Below are 15,426 nucleotides of genomic sequence, written 5' to 3'. Positions count from 1 at the left end.
CCGCGCGTCCCCATCCAGCCGTCGTACGCGAAGGAGAGCCCATGGAGCCGCACCGTCCCGAGCCGGGCCGCCAGCACCCCTTGGAACAGGCACTCTACGAGGTCAAGAAGACGATCGTCGGCCAGGACGTGCTGCTCGAGCGGATGCTCGTCGCCCTGCTCGCGCGCGGCCACCTGCTCGTGGAAGGAGTGCCGGGGCTGGCCAAGACCATGGCGGTCAAGACGCTGGCGCAGGCCATCGGTGGCCAGTTCCAGCGGATCCAGTTCACGCCGGACCTCGTGCCGGCCGACGTGATCGGCACGAGGATCTACAACCAGCGGGACGGCGAGTTCCAGGTGTCGCTGGGCCCCGTCTTCGCGAACCTCGTGCTGGCGGACGAGATCAACCGGGCTCCCGCCAAGGTGCAGAGCGCCCTGCTCGAGGTCATGCAGGAGCGACAGGTCACCATCGGACGCGAGACGTTCCGCGCCCCCGAGCCGTTCCTCGTGATGGCCACGCAGAACCCCATCGAGTCTGAGGGCACCTACGCGCTGCCGGAGGCGCAGGTGGACCGCTTCATGCTCAAGACGCTGGTCGGGTATCCGACGCCCTCGGAGGAGTACGTCGTCGTGGAACGCATGACGACGCCCCTCGAGGCCACCCAGCGGGTGCTCGACCCGGAGCAGCTGGTGCAGCTGCAGAGGAAGGCGGACGGGGTCTACGTCGACCCCGCGGTGATCGAGTACGCCGTCCGGCTGGCAGGCGCCACGCGCCAGCCGGGCTCGGCCGGGCTGCCCGACCTCGCGCGCTTCGTCACCTTCGGCGCGAGCCCCAGAGCCTCGATCAACCTCGTCCTCGCGGGGAAGGCCCTGGCGTTCCTGCGCGGCCGCGACTTCGCCCGTCCGCAGGACATCCGCGACCTGGCGCTCGATGTGATGCGGCACAGGCTGGTCCTGTCCTACGAGGCGCTCGCGGAGGGCGTCGACGCCGACGGCGTGCTCGGTCCGGTCGTGGAAGCCGTGACGATGCCCGACGTACCGCTGCGCGAGCGTCGGGCCCAGCAGAGCGAGGCCCCGTGGACCAGCAGCCCACGCTGAGCCAGCACCCCACGCTGACCCCGGAGAGCCTCCTGCGACGGCTCGAGTGGCGGGTCGTGCGACGCCTGGACGGACTGCTCCAAGGCGACTACCGGACGCTCTTCCGAGGCGCCGGCGTCGACTTCACCGACCTGCGCGAGTACGAGCCCGGCGACGACCTGCGGCACATCGACTGGAACGTGACCGCCCGGATGGACACGGCGTACGTGCGCGAGTACGTCGAGGACCGGGAGGTGACGGCCTGGCTGCTCCTGGACCGCTCCGCCTCGATGGGGTTCGGGCCGGTGGACCGGCAGAAGTCCTGGGTCCTCGCGGAGGTCGCGACGACGCTCGCGCACATCCTCGTCCGGGGCGGCAACCGCGTGGGTGCGGTGCTCTTCGACGGCTCGGTCCAGACCATCCCGCCCGGACAGGGACGCAGGCACGTGCTCCGGATCGCGCAGGCGCTGCTGCGGCCGCCGGCCAAGGACGCCCGACGCACCACCACGGACCTCGGCGTGCTCCTGAGGGCCGCGCTGGGAGTGGCCAGGCGACGCTGCCTCGTCGTCATCGTCTCCGACTTCATCACCGTGCCGGGCTGGGAGAGACCGCTCGCCCTGCTGACCCGCCGCCACGACGTCGTGGCGATCCAGGTCCTCGACCCGCGGGAGTCCGAGCTCCCGGCCGTCGGAATGATCTATGTCGAGGACGCCGAGACCGGCGAGCAGATCTTCGTCGACAGCGACGACGCCGTCTTCCGTCGCAGACTCAAGGAGGCCGCGCAGGAGCGACAGAACCAGCTGGTCCAGGCGTGCCGCAGGTCCGGCACTGAGGTCCACACGGTGTCCACGGACGACGACCTGGTCCGTGCGCTCGCCCGCATCTCCGAGCTTCGGCGTCGGAGGCGCCGATGACCTTCGCCTGGCCGTGGATGCTCGTCACCCTTGCTGCAGTGCCGCTCCTGGTCCTCGCCTACCGCAGGGACCTACGTCGGCGCGCCCGGCGTCGTGCCGAGCTCGCGGCCCTGGGCCTGGTCCCCGCGTCCGTCCGACCTGCGGCAGCCGGCCGGCTCTCCCACGCAGGACCGCTCCTGCTGCTTGCGGCGCTGACAGTGCTCCTGGTGGCCCTGGGCCGGCCCTCCGCGTCGGTCGCCGAACCGCGACGGGAGGGAACCGTCATCCTCGCGTTCGACGTCTCGACGAGCATGGCCGCCAAGGACCTCGCGCCCACCCGGCTCGAGGCGGCGAAGAAGGCGGCCCGGGCCTTCGTCCTGCGACAGCCGAGCTCGATCCGCCTCGGCGTCGTCGCCTTCGGGGACAGTGCCGTGGTAGCACAGCAGCCGACGACGGAGCGGGGACCGGTGCTGGCCGCCATCGACCGGCTGGCCCCCCAGGGCGGAACGGCGCTCGGCCGCGGCCTCGTCACGGCGCTCAGCGCCATCGCGGGGAAGCCCCTCACGCTTGAGGGCGGTTCCGGGCAGCCGGACAGCGAAGGCCCCCAGATCGGCTACTACGGCTCCTCGGTCATCGTCCTGCTGTCGGACGGCGAGAACACCACGGACCCCGACCCGCAGGAGGTCGCCCAGCTCGCGTCAGCCGCCGGCGTCCGCGTCTACCCCATCGGGCTCGGCAGCGCGGCCGGAACAGTGCTGCAGGTGGACGGCTTCCAGATCTCCACCGCTCTGGACGAGGCAGCGCTCAAGCAGATCGCGGCCACGACAGAGGGCTCCTACCACGCCGCCGCTGACGCGGGCGCGCTCGCGAAGGTGTACGGCTCCATCCACCTGGCCTGGACCACGAGGACGCAGAGGCGCGAGATCACCTCCTGGTTCGCTGCCGCGGCCGCGCTGCTGGTGCTGCTCGCTGCAGGGTGGTCCGTCACCCGCTCGGGTCGGGTGGTGTAGCCGTGTCGTTCGCCCTGCCCTACGCGCTGCTGGGCCTGCTGGCGGTCCCCCTTCTGGTCGGGGCCTACCTCTGGCAGCTGCGGCGCCGGCGACGGCAGGCGGTGGTCTTCTCCAGCGTCTCCCTGATCCGGCTGGCACTGCCTCGCCAACCAGCTTGGCGGCGGCATGTGCCGCTGGCCCTGCTCGTCGCCAGCCTGGCCCTGCTCAGCCTCGGGAGTGCCCGGCCGCAGGTCCGGGCGCAGGTCCCGGTCGCCAGCTCGGCGGTCATCCTCGCCGTGGACGTCTCCGGGTCCATGTGCTCGACGGACGTCAGCCCCAACCGGCTGGCGGCTGCTCAGGAGGCGGTCCGCCGGTTCATCGACGGCCAGGACGGCCGGACCCGGATCGGACTCGTGGTGTTCTCCGGCTTCGCGCAGGTGGCGGTCGCCCCCACGACGGACCACGACGAGCTCCGACGTGCCGTCGACGGCCTCACCACGGGGCGCGGCACCACGATCGGCGCAGCCATCCTCAAGTCCATCGACGCCATCGCCGAGATCAACCCGGACGTCGCACCGGCAGACTCGAGCGCCACCACGCCGGACACCCCCACCACGCCGCCCGGTGGAAGCGCCCCCGGTGGGCCGGCGCCCCAGCCCGGCAAGGTCGCGCCGGAGATCGTCGTGCTGCTCACCGACGGCGCGAACACGCGCGGCATCTCACCTGAGGATGCCGCTCGGCAGGCCGCTGCCCGTGGGGTCCGGGTGTACCCCATCGGCTTCGGCACGACGGAGCCGACGCAGATGGTGTGCACCAGGGACCAGCTCGGCGGCGGCCTGTTCGACGGGCCGCCCGGCGGCTTCGCGGGCGGGCTCGGGCCGGGAGGCCGCAACTTCCTCGTGGTGGACGAAGCTGCCCTGAAGACCGTGGCCGAGACGACCGGTGGGGAGTACTTCAAGGCCAGCGACGCCGACCAGCTTCAGGGGGTCCTCGCCGACCTGCCCAAGCATGTGGACGTCCAGGACCGGGAGGTCGAGATCAGCGTCGCGTTCGCCGCGCTGGGCGCGCTCCTGCTGCTGGGCAGTGTGGGTCTCGCGCGCAGGTTCACGGCCCATCCGCTGTAGCGGGCCCTGGGCCCTGGGTCCGGGGTCAGCCACCACGCGGTGCGGTATGCCGCGTGGCTGGGCCACGCGGCATACCGCTCAGGCGGTGGGGTCCTGAGCCTCCACCCGCAGGACGACCTGCGCGCCCGCGGGCGCGGCCTGGACCAGACGGAGCTGCGCCAGCGCCGGGTGGTCGTCGAGCAGCTTCGCCCCGTTCGCGAGGGACCGAAGGGCGGCCGTCTCTGCGCGGGCCTGCTCGAGCAGCGCCGCCCCTCGATGCCTTGCGGTGACGAGCTCCGCCGCGGCATGCCGGATGTCGGCGGGCAGGATGACGTCCTTGACGACGACCTCCGCGACACCGATCCCCACGCTCTGCGCGGCAGTGGCCACCGCGTCGGTCAGCTGCTCGCGGGCCAGGCTCGCACGACCGTGCAGCTGCTCGATCGTCAGGACCGACACCGCCTCACGCAGCGCCAGCTGCGCCGCGAGGTACACGATCGCCAGTGGGTCGGCGGACCGCTCCACGAAGGCGACGGGGTCCAGTACCGACCACCGGACTGCCGCGGTGACCTTCACGGTCACCGCGTCCACAGTGGGCAGCTCCTGCGTCGGCAGCGACAGGACTGCCTCACGCAGGTCGACCCGGACGTGGCGCGAACGCAGCATCCTGCGGTGGCGGCCCGAGGCCAGCACGTCGTGCAGGCGCCCGTCACGGTAGCGCAGCACGCACTGGCGGGCGTCGACGGTCAGGGTGAACAGGGCCATGGGGCAACCTCCTTCGGCTGCATCGGTCGGACATCTGGCGGACGGTCGGGCGCGGCTTTGCACGGGATGCCGTCGGCCAGGCAACGGCGCCAGCGGGGTCCCGAGGGTCGGGACCGCAGGGCTGACGCCGAGACCCTGGCCGACGACACCGTCTCGAGGAGTTGAACCTCGTAGGTGTCGTGAGACACCGTGATGCCGGATCTGCTTGACAGGCAGATGGATCCTTCGACGAGGCCGACCCGCAGGACCGACGTGGCACGCCACGTCTGCTGCTCGCCCCACCGTGTCCGCCGTCCACTGTGCCTCAGCCGACACGTCTCCTCAAGCGATTTTCGGGCGCCGTGGTCGCGGGAGGGATCGCTCGAACGCTGGTCCGGGGTCGGGGGTCCGGGGTCCGGGGCCCGGGGTGCGGGGTCGGGCGCCCTGGCTCCCGGGTCAGGGGTTCCGGCTCAGTGGTCCCGGGACGCCGTCAGCGCCGCCGCTGGCACCGTCCGCACCAGAAGAGGTTGCGGCCTGCCACCACCTGCGTGCGGATCCGTGAGCCGCAGACCCGACAGGGCTCGCCCTGTCTCTTGTACACGTAGGAGGTTCGCTCTTCGAGCCGGTCGACCTGACCGCGGCGCAGGTCACGGCGCACCTGCTCGACCTGCTCTGCCACCGTGACGATCCTGCCTGTCGCCACCCCCAGTGGTAGAAGCTCGACGAGGTCCAGCCAGATGGCGTCCCAGGTGGTGCGCCGGAGCTCGCGGCCCGGCCGGAAGGGGTCCACCCGCTGCCGGAACAGCACCTCACTGCGGTACACGTTGCCCACCCCGGCCAGGACCGCCTGGTCCATGAGGAGCTCGGCAATGGACTTCGCGCTGCGCGAGATCTTCCGCCACCCGAGCTCGGGGTCGGGGTCCGGCCGCAGCGGGTCGGGGCCGAGGCGGGAGCGCACCGACTCGACCTGCTCGGGCGAGATGACCGCGCACAGGTTGGGGCCCCTCAGATCCGCCACATGCTCAGCGGTGGCCAGTCGAAGACGGACCTGCCCCACCACCGGGAGCTCCCCCACATACGGCCGGTCGTCGATGGTGAAGGTGCCGATGAGGCCGAGGTGCACATGCAGCCAGGCGTCACCCTCGAACTCGGCGAAGAGGTGCTTGCCCCAGGAGGTCGCGTGCAGGAACGTGCGCTCCGAGATCAGCGCCGCGCCGGCCTCGAACCGGCCCTGCGGGCTGGTGGCGACCGGCGTGGTGTCGCGGAACGCCGCGTCCAGGTCGCGGGCGAGCGCGAAGAGGGTATGGCCTTCGGGCATGGCCCCATCATGGGTCAGACCTACACTGCACGACATGGCGGCCACCGAGACGCGACTGCTTCTCCTCGGCACCGTCATGCTCTTCGAGCCCGTCAACGGATACCAGCTGCGCCGTGAGCTGCTCTCGTGGCAGGTGGAGGACTGGGCGCACGTCAACCCCGGCTCCATCTACTCCGGTCTCAGCACCCTTGCCAGGCAGGGCAACCTCGAACGCCATGACCTGGTCGACGGCAGCCGGGAGGTGGCCGTCTACACCAGTACCGCCAGCGGCCGCCGTGAGTTCGAGCGGCTGTGGCGGGCGGCAGTGGAGTCAGTGGACCTGCTCTCCCCGCTGCCCTTCCACACGGCGTTGGCCCTCATGCCGCTCATGGCGCGAGCCGACGTCGTGCAGGGGCTGCGCAGCCGGCTGGCCCGCATCGACGTCAGGATCCGCGAGCAGCTGGCGCAGGAGTCACAGCTGGAGACCGTGCCACCGCACGTTCGCGCGATGGCCGACCTGTGGATGGGCTTGGGGTCCACGGAGCGCGAGTGGCTGGTGGACCTCCTTGGCCGCGTCGCCGCGGGTGCCTTCGAGCTGCGCGGCGAGCCGATGACGTGGCAGCCCCCGGCGCAGGACCCGGGCTGGCAGATGGCCGGCGAGCGACAGCGCTACGCGGAGCTGATCGCCCGCCACCGATGAGGTTCTGTCGGTGCTCGGGTCTACCTTCTCGGGTGAACCACCTGGAGATGGTTTGACGACTTGGTGTTCAATGTTGAACACTTGGCTGTTCAAGCTTGAACACCGCTGAGCCGAGGGAGACGGGAATGATCCACGCACGGGGTCTGGTGCAGACGTTCCAGACACGGGACGGCAGGAAGAAGGCCCAGGTGCGGGCCGTCGACGGAGTCGACCTGGACGTCGCGGAGGGCGAGGTCGTGGGGTTCCTCGGCCCCAACGGCGCGGGCAAGACCACGACGCTGCGCATGCTGACCACGCTGCTGCGCCCGACCGAGGGGAGCGCGACGGTGGCCGGCTACGACGTGGTGACAGAGTCGGAGAACGTGCGCCGCAGCATCGGGTACGTCTCCCAGGCGGGTGGCGCCTTCAGCGGTGCCCGGGCCGGCGACGAGGTCGTGGACCACGGGATGCTCTACGGGATGCGCCAGGCGGACGCGGCCGCCCGGGGCCAGGAGCTGTTCGCGCAGCTCGACCTGGACGGCCTCTGGACGAGGATGCCCAAGAACATGTCGGGCGGGCAGCGCCGCCGGCTCGACATCGTCATGGGGCTCATCCACGAGCCCAGGCTGGTGTTCCTGGACGAGCCCACCACCGGGCTCGACCCCCAGGCGCGGGCCAACCTCTGGGAGCACATCGCCGACCTTCGGCGACGGCGTGGGGCGACGGTGTTCCTCACGACGCACTACCTCGACGAGGCTGACGCGCTCAGCGACCGGATCCTCATCATCGACCACAGCAGGATCGTGGCCGCCGACACCTCGGACAACCTGAAGGCGCAGGTGTCCGGGGACCTGGTGGACCTGGAGGTCTCCGACCCCGATCTCGTCACCCAGGCGGCAGGTCGGCTGGAGGCGATCTCGGAGACCGCCCGGCACGGGATGCAGGGAGTGGAGAGCGAAGGCAACCACGTCCGCGGACGGGTCCAGCGCGCCGGCAAGGCCGTCCCGGGGCTACTGCGTGACCTGCACGACGCTGACATCTCGCTGGAGTCGATCGAGGTGCACCGACCGACCCTCGACGACGTGTTCCTGACCCTGACCGGGCGCTCGCTGCGCGACGCGGCGGAGACCACCGACACCACGACCGCGAAGGAGAGCTGACATGCGGTTCGTCAGAGAGTCCTCGATCGTCTTCCGCAGGCAGCTGCGGATGAACCTGCGCAACCCCGCCTGGGTGATCATCGGGATGGTCCAGCCCGTGCTCTACCTGCTGCTGTTCGGGCCCCTGCTCAAACCTCTGATCAAGCAGTTCGGCGCCACCAACGCGTACACGTTCTTCGTCCCGGGCATGCTCGTGCAGCTCGGGATCTTCGGAGCGTTCTTCGCCGGGTTCAGCCTGATCGGCGAGTGGCGTGAAGGCGTGATCGAGGCGGAGCGCGTCACTCCGGCCAGCCGGACGGCCCTGCTCGTGGGGCGGCTGGTGCGCGACGTGCTCCAGCTGCTCGTCCAGGCTCTGATCCTGGTGTTACTGGGATACCTCATGGGAATGCGCGGCTCCGCCCTGGGCATCACCTACGGCATCCTGCTGACGCTCCTTGTCGGCGGTGCATGCGCGGCGGCCTCGAACGCCTTGGCGCTGACCACCAAGAGCGAGGACGTGATGGCCCCGGTCATCAACATGGTCATGATGCCCGTGCTGCTCCTGTCAGGCATCTTGCTGCCGATGACCATCGGGCCGAAGTGGCTGCTCAGGGTCAGCGACTGGATGCCGTTCCGATGGGTGGTGGACGCGGTCCGCACCGCGTTCTCCGGCGACTTCGCCGGCTCCCCCATGCTGTGGGGGACGCTGTGGGCGGCGGTCCTCTTCGCCGCCGCAGTCTGGTGGGGGACGGCGACGTTCCGCAGAGAGAACGCCTAGCACCCCTCCGGCGCCCAGCCGGCCGGGCCGCTCCCAGTGAGCTGCCCGGCCGGCTTCTCCTGCCATGCCGGCTAGCTCGCCTTCTGCGCCGCCTTCTTCGTCGTCGTCCTGTCGGTCTTCTTCGCAGCGGTCTTCTTGGCAGCGCTCTTCTTCGCGGTGCCCTTCTCCGCAGCAGGCTGCGTCTCGGTCGGCTCCCCACGGGAGGCCTTCGCCTTGTCGACGGACTTCTTGAGGGCAGCCAGGAGGTCCACCACCTCGCCGGACTCGTCCTTGGACGCCGGCGCCGTCTTCACCTCGCCGCCCTCGACCTTCGCCTTGACGAGGGTCTCCAGCGCGGTGGCGTAGTCGTCCTCGTAGTCATCCGGCTCGTAGTCACCGGCGAGCTGCTCGATCAACAGGTCCGCCATGGCCAGCTCCTGCTTCGTCGCCGTGGTGTCGTCGTCGAGGGTCGCGAAGTCCGGCTTGCGGATCTCGTCGGGCCACAGCATGGTCTGCATCACGATGACCCCGTCGCGGACGCGCAGTACGGCCATCGTCATGCGCGTGCGGATCGAGACGGAGACCACCGCCATGCGGTTCTCCTTCTCGAGCGAGTCGCGAAGGAGGATGTACGGCTTGGTCGACGCCTTGTCAGGCTCCAGGTAGTACGACTTGTCGAGCAGCATCGGGTCGATCTGGTCCGCCGGGACGAACTTCTCGACCGCGATCTCCTTGGAGCTGCGGCTCGGCAGCTGCTTGAAGTCCTCGTCGGTGAGGACGACCATCTCGCCGTCCTCGGTCTCGTACCCCTTGGCGATGTCGTCGTACGAGACCTGCTGGCCGTCGATGCTGCACACCCGCTGGTACTTGATCCGACCGCCGTCCTCGCGATGCACCTGGCGGAACTGCACGTCGTGGTTCTCCGTGGCGGAGTACAGCCGGATCGGTACGTTGACCAAGCCGAACGACACCGCGCCCTTCCAGATTGCTCGCATGCCACCGCTCCCGTCTCGCCCTGCTGTTCCGCGGCACGCGTCGTGGGCACCAGGCCGCCGGACGCGTCGTGCACACCAGCCTATGCGTCAGGATGACCCTATGCGCCCCATGCTGGCCAGCCCCACCACCGCCATCCCGGCCGGCAGCGGCTGGGTCCACGAGGTGAAGTGGGACGGCATGCGCGTGCTCGCGGACGTACGCGACGGGATGCTCTCGCTGACCTCGAGGACCGGCAACGACGTGACCGTCAGCTTTCCCGAGCTGGCGCCCCTCGGGGGCCTCTTCGACGACATGCTGCTGGACGGCGAGGTGGTGGCGCTCGACGCCGGTCGTCCGTCGTTCGGCGCGCTTGCCGAGCGCATGCACGTCCGCGACGGCCGCAAGGCGGTCGGCCTCGCGGCCGTGCGCCCGGTGACGTTGATGGTGTTCGACCTGTTGCGCCTCTACGGCTCGGACGTCACCTCCCAGCCACTTGCCACGCGTCGCGACCTTCTCGAACGGCTGGCGCTCTCCGGCCCGCACTGGCAGGTGCCTCCGGTCTACGAGGATGGGCACCAGCTCTTCAGCGCTACCCTCGAGCAGGGGCTGGAGGGGGTGGTGAGCAAACGCCTCTCGTCGCCGTACCTCCCGGGGCGGCGGTCCACCGACTGGCTGAAGTCACCGCACCGGACGACGGTCTCCGCCGTGGTCGGCGGCTGGCGGCCGGAGGTCGGCACCCTGGAGCGGCTCGGTGCCGTCCTGGTCGGCGTGGCCGGTCCCGGAGGATGGCAGTACGCCGGACGCGTGGGGTCCGGGATCGCCGGGAGGGCCCAGCGGGAGCTCGCTGCTGCTCTGGCCCCACTGCGCCGGGACAGCTCTCCGTTCGCCACCGTGGTGCCGACGGTCGATGCCCAGGGCGCCTTCTGGGTCGAGCCCCTCGTCGTCGTGGAGGCCAGGACGCTCGAGGTCACCAAGGAGGGCCGGCTTCGCCAGCCGGCATACCTCGGGATCCGGACCGACCTGACGACACAGGACCTCCGGGCGCAGGGTCCCCGAGAGGAGGCACGGTGACGGAGAACGCCTCGGTCCTCGTCGAGGGCCGCAAGCTCAAGCTCACCAGCCTGGACAAGCTGCTGTACCCGGCGACGGAGACCACCAAGGGGGAGGTGCTCAGCTACTACGCCGAGGTGGCGGACGTCATCCTCCCGCACCTAGCGGGACGCGCGCTGACCCGGGTGCGGTGGCCGCACGGGGTCGGGGACCAGAGCTTCTTCGAGAAGAACATCCCCTCCGGCGCGCCGAGCTGGCTGCCGCGGGTGCGGATCGACGATGTCACCTACCCGATGGTCGAGGACCTCGCCCAGCTGACCTACCTGGTGAACCTCAACTCCATCGAGCTGCACATCCCCCAGTGGACCGTCTCGCCGGAGGGCGGCCGCGGCCGCCCGGACCGTCTCGTCATCGACCTGGACCCCGGGACCGGCGCGGGCCTGCGCGAGTGCGCGCAGGTGGCCGTCATGGTCAGGGACCGCCTCGCCGAGCTGGGGCTGGAGACCTTCCCCGTCACCAGCGGGAGCAAGGGCATGCAGCTGTACGCGGGGCTCCCCGGTGACCTCACCTCGGACCAGACTCGCGACCTTGCCCAGCAGCTCGCACAGGAGCTCACCAAGAAGCACCCCGACCTCATCCTGTGGAAGATGACGAAGTCGCTGCGCCCCGGCAAGATCTTCCTCGACTGGAGCCAGAACGTGGCCGCGAAGACCACCATCTGCCCGTACTCGCTGAGGGGCCGGACGACCCCCACTGTGGCGGCCCCGCGTTCCTGGGACGAGGTGGAGGCGGGCGCCGAGGGCCAGGCGCTCGAGCAGCTCATGTTCGACGAGGTGCTCGACCGGCTTGAGAGAGACGGTGACCTGGTGGCGGGTCTGCTGTCTCGCGAGTGAGGCGGACCCTCACCGAGCCGGCTCCCGGCTGCGCCGGCCCCTGCCGCCTGAGCTACCTGCCGCCTGAGCTACCTGCCGCCTGAGCTACCTGCCGCCTGAGCTCCCTTTCGGCCCACCTCCACGGGGGCAGCCGGCGCACTCGTGGGCACCGGGGAGCGTGTAGATGAAGCAGCACGATCCGCGCGGCGGTGGCCCGGCACCCGTGGCGCGGGCCACCGCGCCGTCCCACATGTCCTCGACCATGGCAGACCGTGTACGCCGTCCCAGCGCGACCCCGGGCCGGTAGCCGAGCGCCAGCTCCCGGGCCGCCTCCAGGTAGGCCGCTCGGTTCTCCTCGAGGCGCTGGACGGACGAGGGCGCACCCGGCTCGACCGACCGGAGCTGGACCTGGGCCGGGTAGTGCCCGGCCGGGTCGGTCCGGAAGCTGAGGCCGCACGTCGCGGGGTCGACGAACCAAGCGCCGTGGAGGGCGGCATACGCCCCGACCGTGGCCGGAACCTCCAGGCACCACTGCAGCACGAAGGCGGCAGGCATGGCAGGCGGCGGCCTGCGGCCGTACTGCCGAGCGGTGCCGTCGCTCAGCCGCGCGCGCCATGGCTCCGTGGGGTCTGCCCCGGCACGCTGACCGGTGACGATGCCGGCCCACGACCACGCGAGGTCCGGCTCCGCATCGGTCGCCGCGGCGACGCGCCACCACGGGACCTCGAGCGCAAGGAGGCGGGCCAGCGAGAACGCGTAGGGAGCCGAGTCAGTGGGCCTTGTCGTACGCCGCTTGCACCTCGGCAGAAATACGTCCGCGGTCGCTCACCTTGTGCCCATTCTTTCGCGCCCACTCGCGAACGTCGACAAGGTCGCGCTTTCCGGACTGGCGACCCCCACCCGACCGGCCCGGAGAACGCCTTCCGGACGCGCGACGAGCATGGCCGACATAAGGAGCGAGGGCGTCGCGCAAGTTTTCTGCATTCGCAGAGCTGAGGTCGATCTCGTAGCTCACACCGTCGAGTGCGAAGGTCACCGTCTCCTCGGCGGGACTTCCGTCCAGGTCGTCCTCGAGAACGATACTTACGCGCTGAGCCATGCGGGTTCCTCTCCGATAGCGAATGGGGCGGCCCCAAACTAGCGGGCCACCGGCTATTCGCAAAAGAGATTCACTAACCCTTCTGTTCACTTTCCGGAGGAGAAGTTGAATTTCGCTCCTCGCGATGCAGACGGTCCTGGCTCGCCTCCCACTGTGAATGCGCGAGACGCTCTTTGCGGTCCCCCTCCACGAGGTTCTTGATAACGAGCCAGAAGAGGAATCCGACACCGGCTGAGGGAATCAGTGCGGCGACATAGGGCCAGAACGCATTCATCGCCTGTCCTCCGGCTTGAGGTGCGGAAAGAGAATCGTCTCGCGGATGTTGGCGCCGGTGAAGAACATGACGAGGCGGTCGATGCCCAGCCCCAGCCCACCCATCGGCGGGGCGCCGTACTCCAGCGCCCGCAGGAAGTCCTCATCGAGCTGCATCGCCTCCGGGTCGCCCCCGGCCGCCCGGACCGACTGTGCCGTGAGCACCTGACGCTGGATCACGGGGTCGACCAGCTCCGAGAAGCCGGTGCCGCGCTCGACGCCTGCGATGACCAGGTCCCAGGCCTCGATCAGCCCCGGCTTGCTGCGGTGGGGGCGCGCCAGGGGCTGTGCGACTGCGGGGTAGTCGCACAGGAAGGTCGGCTGCAGCAGGGTCCGCTCCACGAGCTCACCGAGCAGCTCGAGGAACACCTTGTCCTTGTCCCAGGCGGGGTCCACCGGGACCCCGTGCCGCGCGGCATACCCGCGCAGCGTCTCCAGGTCGGTGTCCAGGGTCACCCTCTCGCCAACCCTCTCCGAGACCGCGTCGTACACCGGCAGCCAGCGCCACTCACCGTCGAGGTCCACCGTCCCGGCGTCGGTCTGGACCGTGCGCGAGCCGAGAGCGTCCGCAACACCGAGGTACAGGTCGCGCATCAGCGCAGCGATGCTGGTCTGGTCACCGTAGGCCTGGTATGCCTCCAGCATGGTGAACTCGGGGCTGTGGGTGGCGTCCACGCCTTCGTTGCGGAAGATCCGGCCCATCTCGTAGACCCGGTCGACGCCCCCGACGACGGCCTTCTTCAGGTTGAGCTCTAGGGCGATCCGCAGGGTCATGTCCTGGTCGAAGGCGTTCAGGTGGGTGGTGAACGGACGAGCCGCCGCGCCTCCGTGCACGAGCTGCAGCACCGGGGTCTCGACCTCGAGATAACCCTGGGCGTCCAGCACGGCGCGGATCGCAGCGAGCGCCCGCGCCTTCGTCCGCACCATGTCCCGCGCCTCCTGGCGGACGATGAGGTCGGCGTAGCGCTGGCGGACCCTGGACTCCTCGGAGAGGTCCTTGTGCAGCACCGGCAGCGGGCGCAGTGCCTTCGACGCCATCTCCCAGCGGCTCGCCATCACCGACAGCTCACCGCGGCGCGAAGAGATCACCCGACCCTCTACGAAGACGTGGTCCCCCAGGTCGACCTCGGACTTCCACGCCGCCAGCGCCTCGGGACCCACCTCGGCCAGGCTGAGCATCACCTGGAGCCGGGTCCCGGGTCCCTCCTGGAGGGTGGCGAAGGCGAGCTTGCCCGTGTTGCGGATGAAGATGACCCGGCCGGCTACCCCGACCACGTCGTGCGTCTCCTCGCCGGTCTCCAGGTGGGACCACTGCTCGCGGACCTCCGCCAGCGTATGGGTCCGCGGAACGGCGACGGGGTGCGGCTCGCGGCCCTCGGCGAGGAGCCGGTCCCGCTTCTCGCGACGGACCTTGAGCTGCTCGGGAAGGTCGACGTCGGGCACAGCGGTCGCGGTCGCGCCGGGGGTCTCACTCACCCGCAAAGGGTACCTACCGCGTGGGTGCGCCCTGGACGCCGGACGGGTCCGCCAGAAGGTCCAGGGCGATGTCGAGGATCGGCGAGGAATGCGTCAGGCCACCGACGCTGAGGTAGTCGACGCCGGTGAGGGCGTAGTCGCGCGCGACCTCCAGCGTCAGCCCGCCGGTGGCCTCGAGCTCCACCCGCTGCCCTGTCGCCCGCACCGCCTCGACGGTCGCCCGCAGCTCGTCGACGGACATGTTGTCGCAGAGCAGGAAGCGGGCCCCGACGGCCACGGACTCCAAGGCCTCCTGCGTCGTGGTGACCTCCACCTGGACGGGGACGTCGGGGAACCGCTCTTGCACGGCGGCATACGCCTTGCTCAACGATCCCGCGGCCAGCTTGTGGTTGTCCTTGATCATCGCTACGTCGTACAGGCCCATCCGCTTGTTCGTCCCGCCGCCCGCACGCACCGCGTACTTCTCCAGCGCCCGCAGTCCCGGCGTCGTCTTGCGGGTGTCGAGCACCGTCGCGCCGGTCCCCTCCAGCCGGCGGGCCCACTGCCGCGTATGGGTGGCGATGCCGGAGAGCCTCGACACGAGGTTCAGCATGGTCCGCTCGCCCACGAGGGTCACCTGGGTGGACCCCGTCACGGTGGCGAGGACCTCCCCGGCGGCCACCTGCGCGCCGTCCCGCTGACGAAGCTCCACGCGCAGCGGCTCGGCCCCCGACCGGCGCGCCACCTCGCCGAAGGCCAGCTCCAGCACGGGGAGACCGGCGACCACGCCGTCGGCCCGGGCGACGACGTGCGCGGTGCTCACCTGGCGGGCGGGAACGGTGGCCACGGTGGTCACGTCGACACCGTCCGGCCCGCCCAGGTCCTCGTCCAGCGCAGCCGCGAGGACCCGCCGAGCATCGGCCTCGGGGAAGCGCAGCTCCGTGATGGAAGGTTCGGTGATGGACGGTCCGTTGATGGAGGTTCCGGTCATAGTGGTTCCGGTCATG

Annotated in this window: 16 protein-coding genes; 9 read left to right on the top strand and 7 right to left on the bottom strand. The window is 70.4% G+C overall.

Going from position 1 to position 15,426, the window contains the following annotated elements; all coding sequences use genetic code 11:
- Nucleotides 1–41: 41 nt before the first annotated feature.
- The 4 genes from PHA84_RS06350 to PHA84_RS06335 are packed head-to-tail and all read left to right on the top strand — an operon-like array spanning nucleotide 42 to nucleotide 4,061.
- The gene (locus PHA84_RS06350) at nucleotides 42–1,076 is read left to right on the top strand and encodes an AAA family ATPase (RefSeq protein WP_270887260.1); all 1,035 of its coding nucleotides are present in this window, start codon (nucleotides 42–44) and stop codon (nucleotides 1,074–1,076) included.
- Nucleotides 1,055–1,969: a DUF58 domain-containing protein gene (locus PHA84_RS06345; RefSeq protein WP_270887259.1), complete on the top strand. Its 915-nt coding sequence runs from the start codon at nucleotides 1,055–1,057 to the stop codon at nucleotides 1,967–1,969. The genes PHA84_RS06350 and PHA84_RS06345 overlap by 22 nt, the downstream gene beginning before the upstream one ends.
- Nucleotides 1,966–2,958 carry a vWA domain-containing protein gene (locus PHA84_RS06340; protein WP_270887258.1) on the top strand — a complete coding sequence of 331 codons (993 nt, stop codon included), beginning with the start codon at nucleotides 1,966–1,968 and terminating at the stop codon, nucleotides 2,956–2,958. Before PHA84_RS06345 ends, PHA84_RS06340 begins: the two co-directional genes overlap by 4 nt.
- Nucleotides 2,959–2,960: 2 nt before the next feature.
- Entirely contained in the window at nucleotides 2,961–4,061 is a 1,101-nt protein-coding gene (locus PHA84_RS06335) for a vWA domain-containing protein (protein ID WP_270887257.1), read from the top strand.
- 78 nt (nucleotides 4,062–4,139) lie between these two features.
- On the opposite strand, the gene PHA84_RS06330 is transcribed toward PHA84_RS06335, so the two are convergent.
- Together PHA84_RS06330 and PHA84_RS06325 are read right to left on the bottom strand one after the other, a co-directional pair.
- Complete coding sequence (locus PHA84_RS06330; RefSeq protein ID WP_270887256.1) at nucleotides 4,140–4,805, bottom strand: slipin family protein; 666 nt, start codon at nucleotides 4,803–4,805, stop codon at nucleotides 4,140–4,142.
- Between the two features lie 469 nt (nucleotides 4,806–5,274).
- Complete coding sequence (locus tag PHA84_RS06325) at nucleotides 5,275–6,102, bottom strand: Fpg/Nei family DNA glycosylase (protein ID WP_270887255.1); 828 nt, start codon at nucleotides 6,100–6,102, stop codon at nucleotides 5,275–5,277.
- A gap of 34 nt (nucleotides 6,103–6,136) precedes the next feature.
- Here PHA84_RS06325 and PHA84_RS06320 point away from each other — a divergent pair, with 34 nt between their 5' ends.
- The 3 genes from PHA84_RS06320 (at nucleotide 6,137) to PHA84_RS06310 (ending at nucleotide 8,677) form a co-directional block, all read left to right on the top strand.
- Nucleotides 6,137–6,781, top strand: a complete 645-nt coding sequence (locus tag PHA84_RS06320; RefSeq protein WP_270887254.1) for a PadR family transcriptional regulator — start codon at nucleotides 6,137–6,139, stop codon at nucleotides 6,779–6,781.
- Between the two features lie 125 nt (nucleotides 6,782–6,906).
- Nucleotides 6,907–7,920, top strand: a complete 1,014-nt coding sequence (locus PHA84_RS06315; RefSeq protein ID WP_270887253.1) for an ATP-binding cassette domain-containing protein — start codon at nucleotides 6,907–6,909, stop codon at nucleotides 7,918–7,920.
- A 1-nt stretch (nucleotide 7,921) separates the two neighbouring features.
- The gene (locus PHA84_RS06310; protein WP_270887252.1) at nucleotides 7,922–8,677 is read left to right on the top strand and encodes an ABC transporter permease; all 756 of its coding nucleotides are present in this window, start codon (nucleotides 7,922–7,924) and stop codon (nucleotides 8,675–8,677) included.
- 71 nt (nucleotides 8,678–8,748) lie between these two features.
- Here the strand turns inward: PHA84_RS06310 and ku are convergent, their stop codons facing one another.
- Nucleotides 8,749–9,651, bottom strand: a complete 903-nt coding sequence (gene ku, locus PHA84_RS06305) for a non-homologous end joining protein Ku (protein ID WP_270887251.1) — start codon at nucleotides 9,649–9,651, stop codon at nucleotides 8,749–8,751.
- Nucleotides 9,652–9,751: 100 nt separating this feature from the next.
- Between ku and ligD (PHA84_RS06300) the strand changes: the two genes are divergently transcribed.
- Nucleotides 9,752–10,702, top strand: a complete 951-nt coding sequence (ligD, locus tag PHA84_RS06300) for a non-homologous end-joining DNA ligase (RefSeq protein WP_270887250.1) — start codon at nucleotides 9,752–9,754, stop codon at nucleotides 10,700–10,702.
- On the top strand, nucleotides 10,699–11,574 hold the full coding sequence (ligD, locus tag PHA84_RS06295; RefSeq protein WP_270887249.1) for a non-homologous end-joining DNA ligase: 876 nt from the start codon (nucleotides 10,699–10,701) through the stop codon (nucleotides 11,572–11,574). Before ligD (PHA84_RS06300) ends, ligD (PHA84_RS06295) begins: the two co-directional genes overlap by 4 nt.
- A gap of 84 nt (nucleotides 11,575–11,658) precedes the next feature.
- Here ligD (PHA84_RS06295) and PHA84_RS06290 read toward each other — a convergent pair whose 3' ends face one another.
- The 4 genes from PHA84_RS06290 to nadC all read right to left on the bottom strand — a co-directional run bounded on the left by PHA84_RS06290 (nucleotide 11,659) and on the right by nadC (nucleotide 15,425).
- Nucleotides 11,659–12,108 carry a (2Fe-2S)-binding protein gene (locus tag PHA84_RS06290; RefSeq protein WP_270887248.1) on the bottom strand — a complete coding sequence of 150 codons (450 nt, stop codon included), beginning with the start codon at nucleotides 12,106–12,108 and terminating at the stop codon, nucleotides 11,659–11,661.
- Nucleotides 12,109–12,322: 214 nt separating this feature from the next.
- Nucleotides 12,323–12,652 (bottom strand): histone-like nucleoid-structuring protein Lsr2, encoded by a 330-nt coding sequence (locus tag PHA84_RS06285; RefSeq protein WP_270887247.1) that lies wholly within the window; start codon nucleotides 12,650–12,652, stop codon nucleotides 12,323–12,325.
- Between the two features lie 270 nt (nucleotides 12,653–12,922).
- Nucleotides 12,923–14,446, bottom strand: coding sequence for a lysine--tRNA ligase (lysS, locus tag PHA84_RS06280; RefSeq protein WP_442952840.1), 1,524 nt, complete (start codon nucleotides 14,444–14,446; stop codon nucleotides 12,923–12,925).
- A 7-nt stretch (nucleotides 14,447–14,453) separates the two neighbouring features.
- Complete coding sequence (gene nadC, locus PHA84_RS06275) at nucleotides 14,454–15,425, bottom strand: carboxylating nicotinate-nucleotide diphosphorylase (protein WP_270887245.1); 972 nt, start codon at nucleotides 15,423–15,425, stop codon at nucleotides 14,454–14,456.
- Nucleotide 15,426 lies beyond the last annotated feature (1 nt).

Origin of the sequence: Pedococcus sp. 5OH_020, assembly GCF_027812955.1 — a bacterium.
Lineage (GTDB): Bacteria > Actinomycetota > Actinomycetes > Actinomycetales > Dermatophilaceae > Pedococcus.
Note: the sequence above shows the minus strand (reverse complement) of the source record. Positions and strands in the feature narration are given on the sequence as shown.

Bases quoted from the DNA above. Each gene is read 5' to 3' on its own strand.
- PHA84_RS06350 (WP_270887260.1), top strand. From the start codon at position 42: ATGGAGCCGCACCGTCCCGAGCCGGGCCGCCAGCACCCCTTGGAACAG.
- PHA84_RS06340 (WP_270887258.1), top strand. From the start codon at position 1,966: ATGACCTTCGCCTGGCCGTGGATGCTCGTCACCCTTGCTGCAGTGCCG.
- PHA84_RS06330 (WP_270887256.1), bottom strand. From the start codon at position 4,805: ATGGCCCTGTTCACCCTGACCGTCGACGCCCGCCAGTGCGTGCTGCGC.
- PHA84_RS06325 (WP_270887255.1), bottom strand. From the start codon at position 6,102: ATGCCCGAAGGCCATACCCTCTTCGCGCTCGCCCGCGACCTGGACGCG.
- PHA84_RS06320 (WP_270887254.1), top strand. From the start codon at position 6,137: ATGGCGGCCACCGAGACGCGACTGCTTCTCCTCGGCACCGTCATGCTC.
- PHA84_RS06315 (WP_270887253.1), top strand. From the start codon at position 6,907: ATGATCCACGCACGGGGTCTGGTGCAGACGTTCCAGACACGGGACGGC.
- PHA84_RS06310 (WP_270887252.1), top strand. From the start codon at position 7,922: ATGCGGTTCGTCAGAGAGTCCTCGATCGTCTTCCGCAGGCAGCTGCGG.
- ku (WP_270887251.1), bottom strand. From the start codon at position 9,651: ATGCGAGCAATCTGGAAGGGCGCGGTGTCGTTCGGCTTGGTCAACGTA.
- ligD (WP_270887250.1), top strand. From the start codon at position 9,752: ATGCGCCCCATGCTGGCCAGCCCCACCACCGCCATCCCGGCCGGCAGC.
- PHA84_RS06290 (WP_270887248.1), bottom strand. From the start codon at position 12,108: ATGCCTGCCGCCTTCGTGCTGCAGTGGTGCCTGGAGGTTCCGGCCACG.
- PHA84_RS06285 (WP_270887247.1), bottom strand. From the start codon at position 12,652: ATGGCTCAGCGCGTAAGTATCGTTCTCGAGGACGACCTGGACGGAAGT.
- nadC (WP_270887245.1), bottom strand. From the start codon at position 15,425: ATGACCGGAACCACTATGACCGGAACCTCCATCAACGGACCGTCCATC.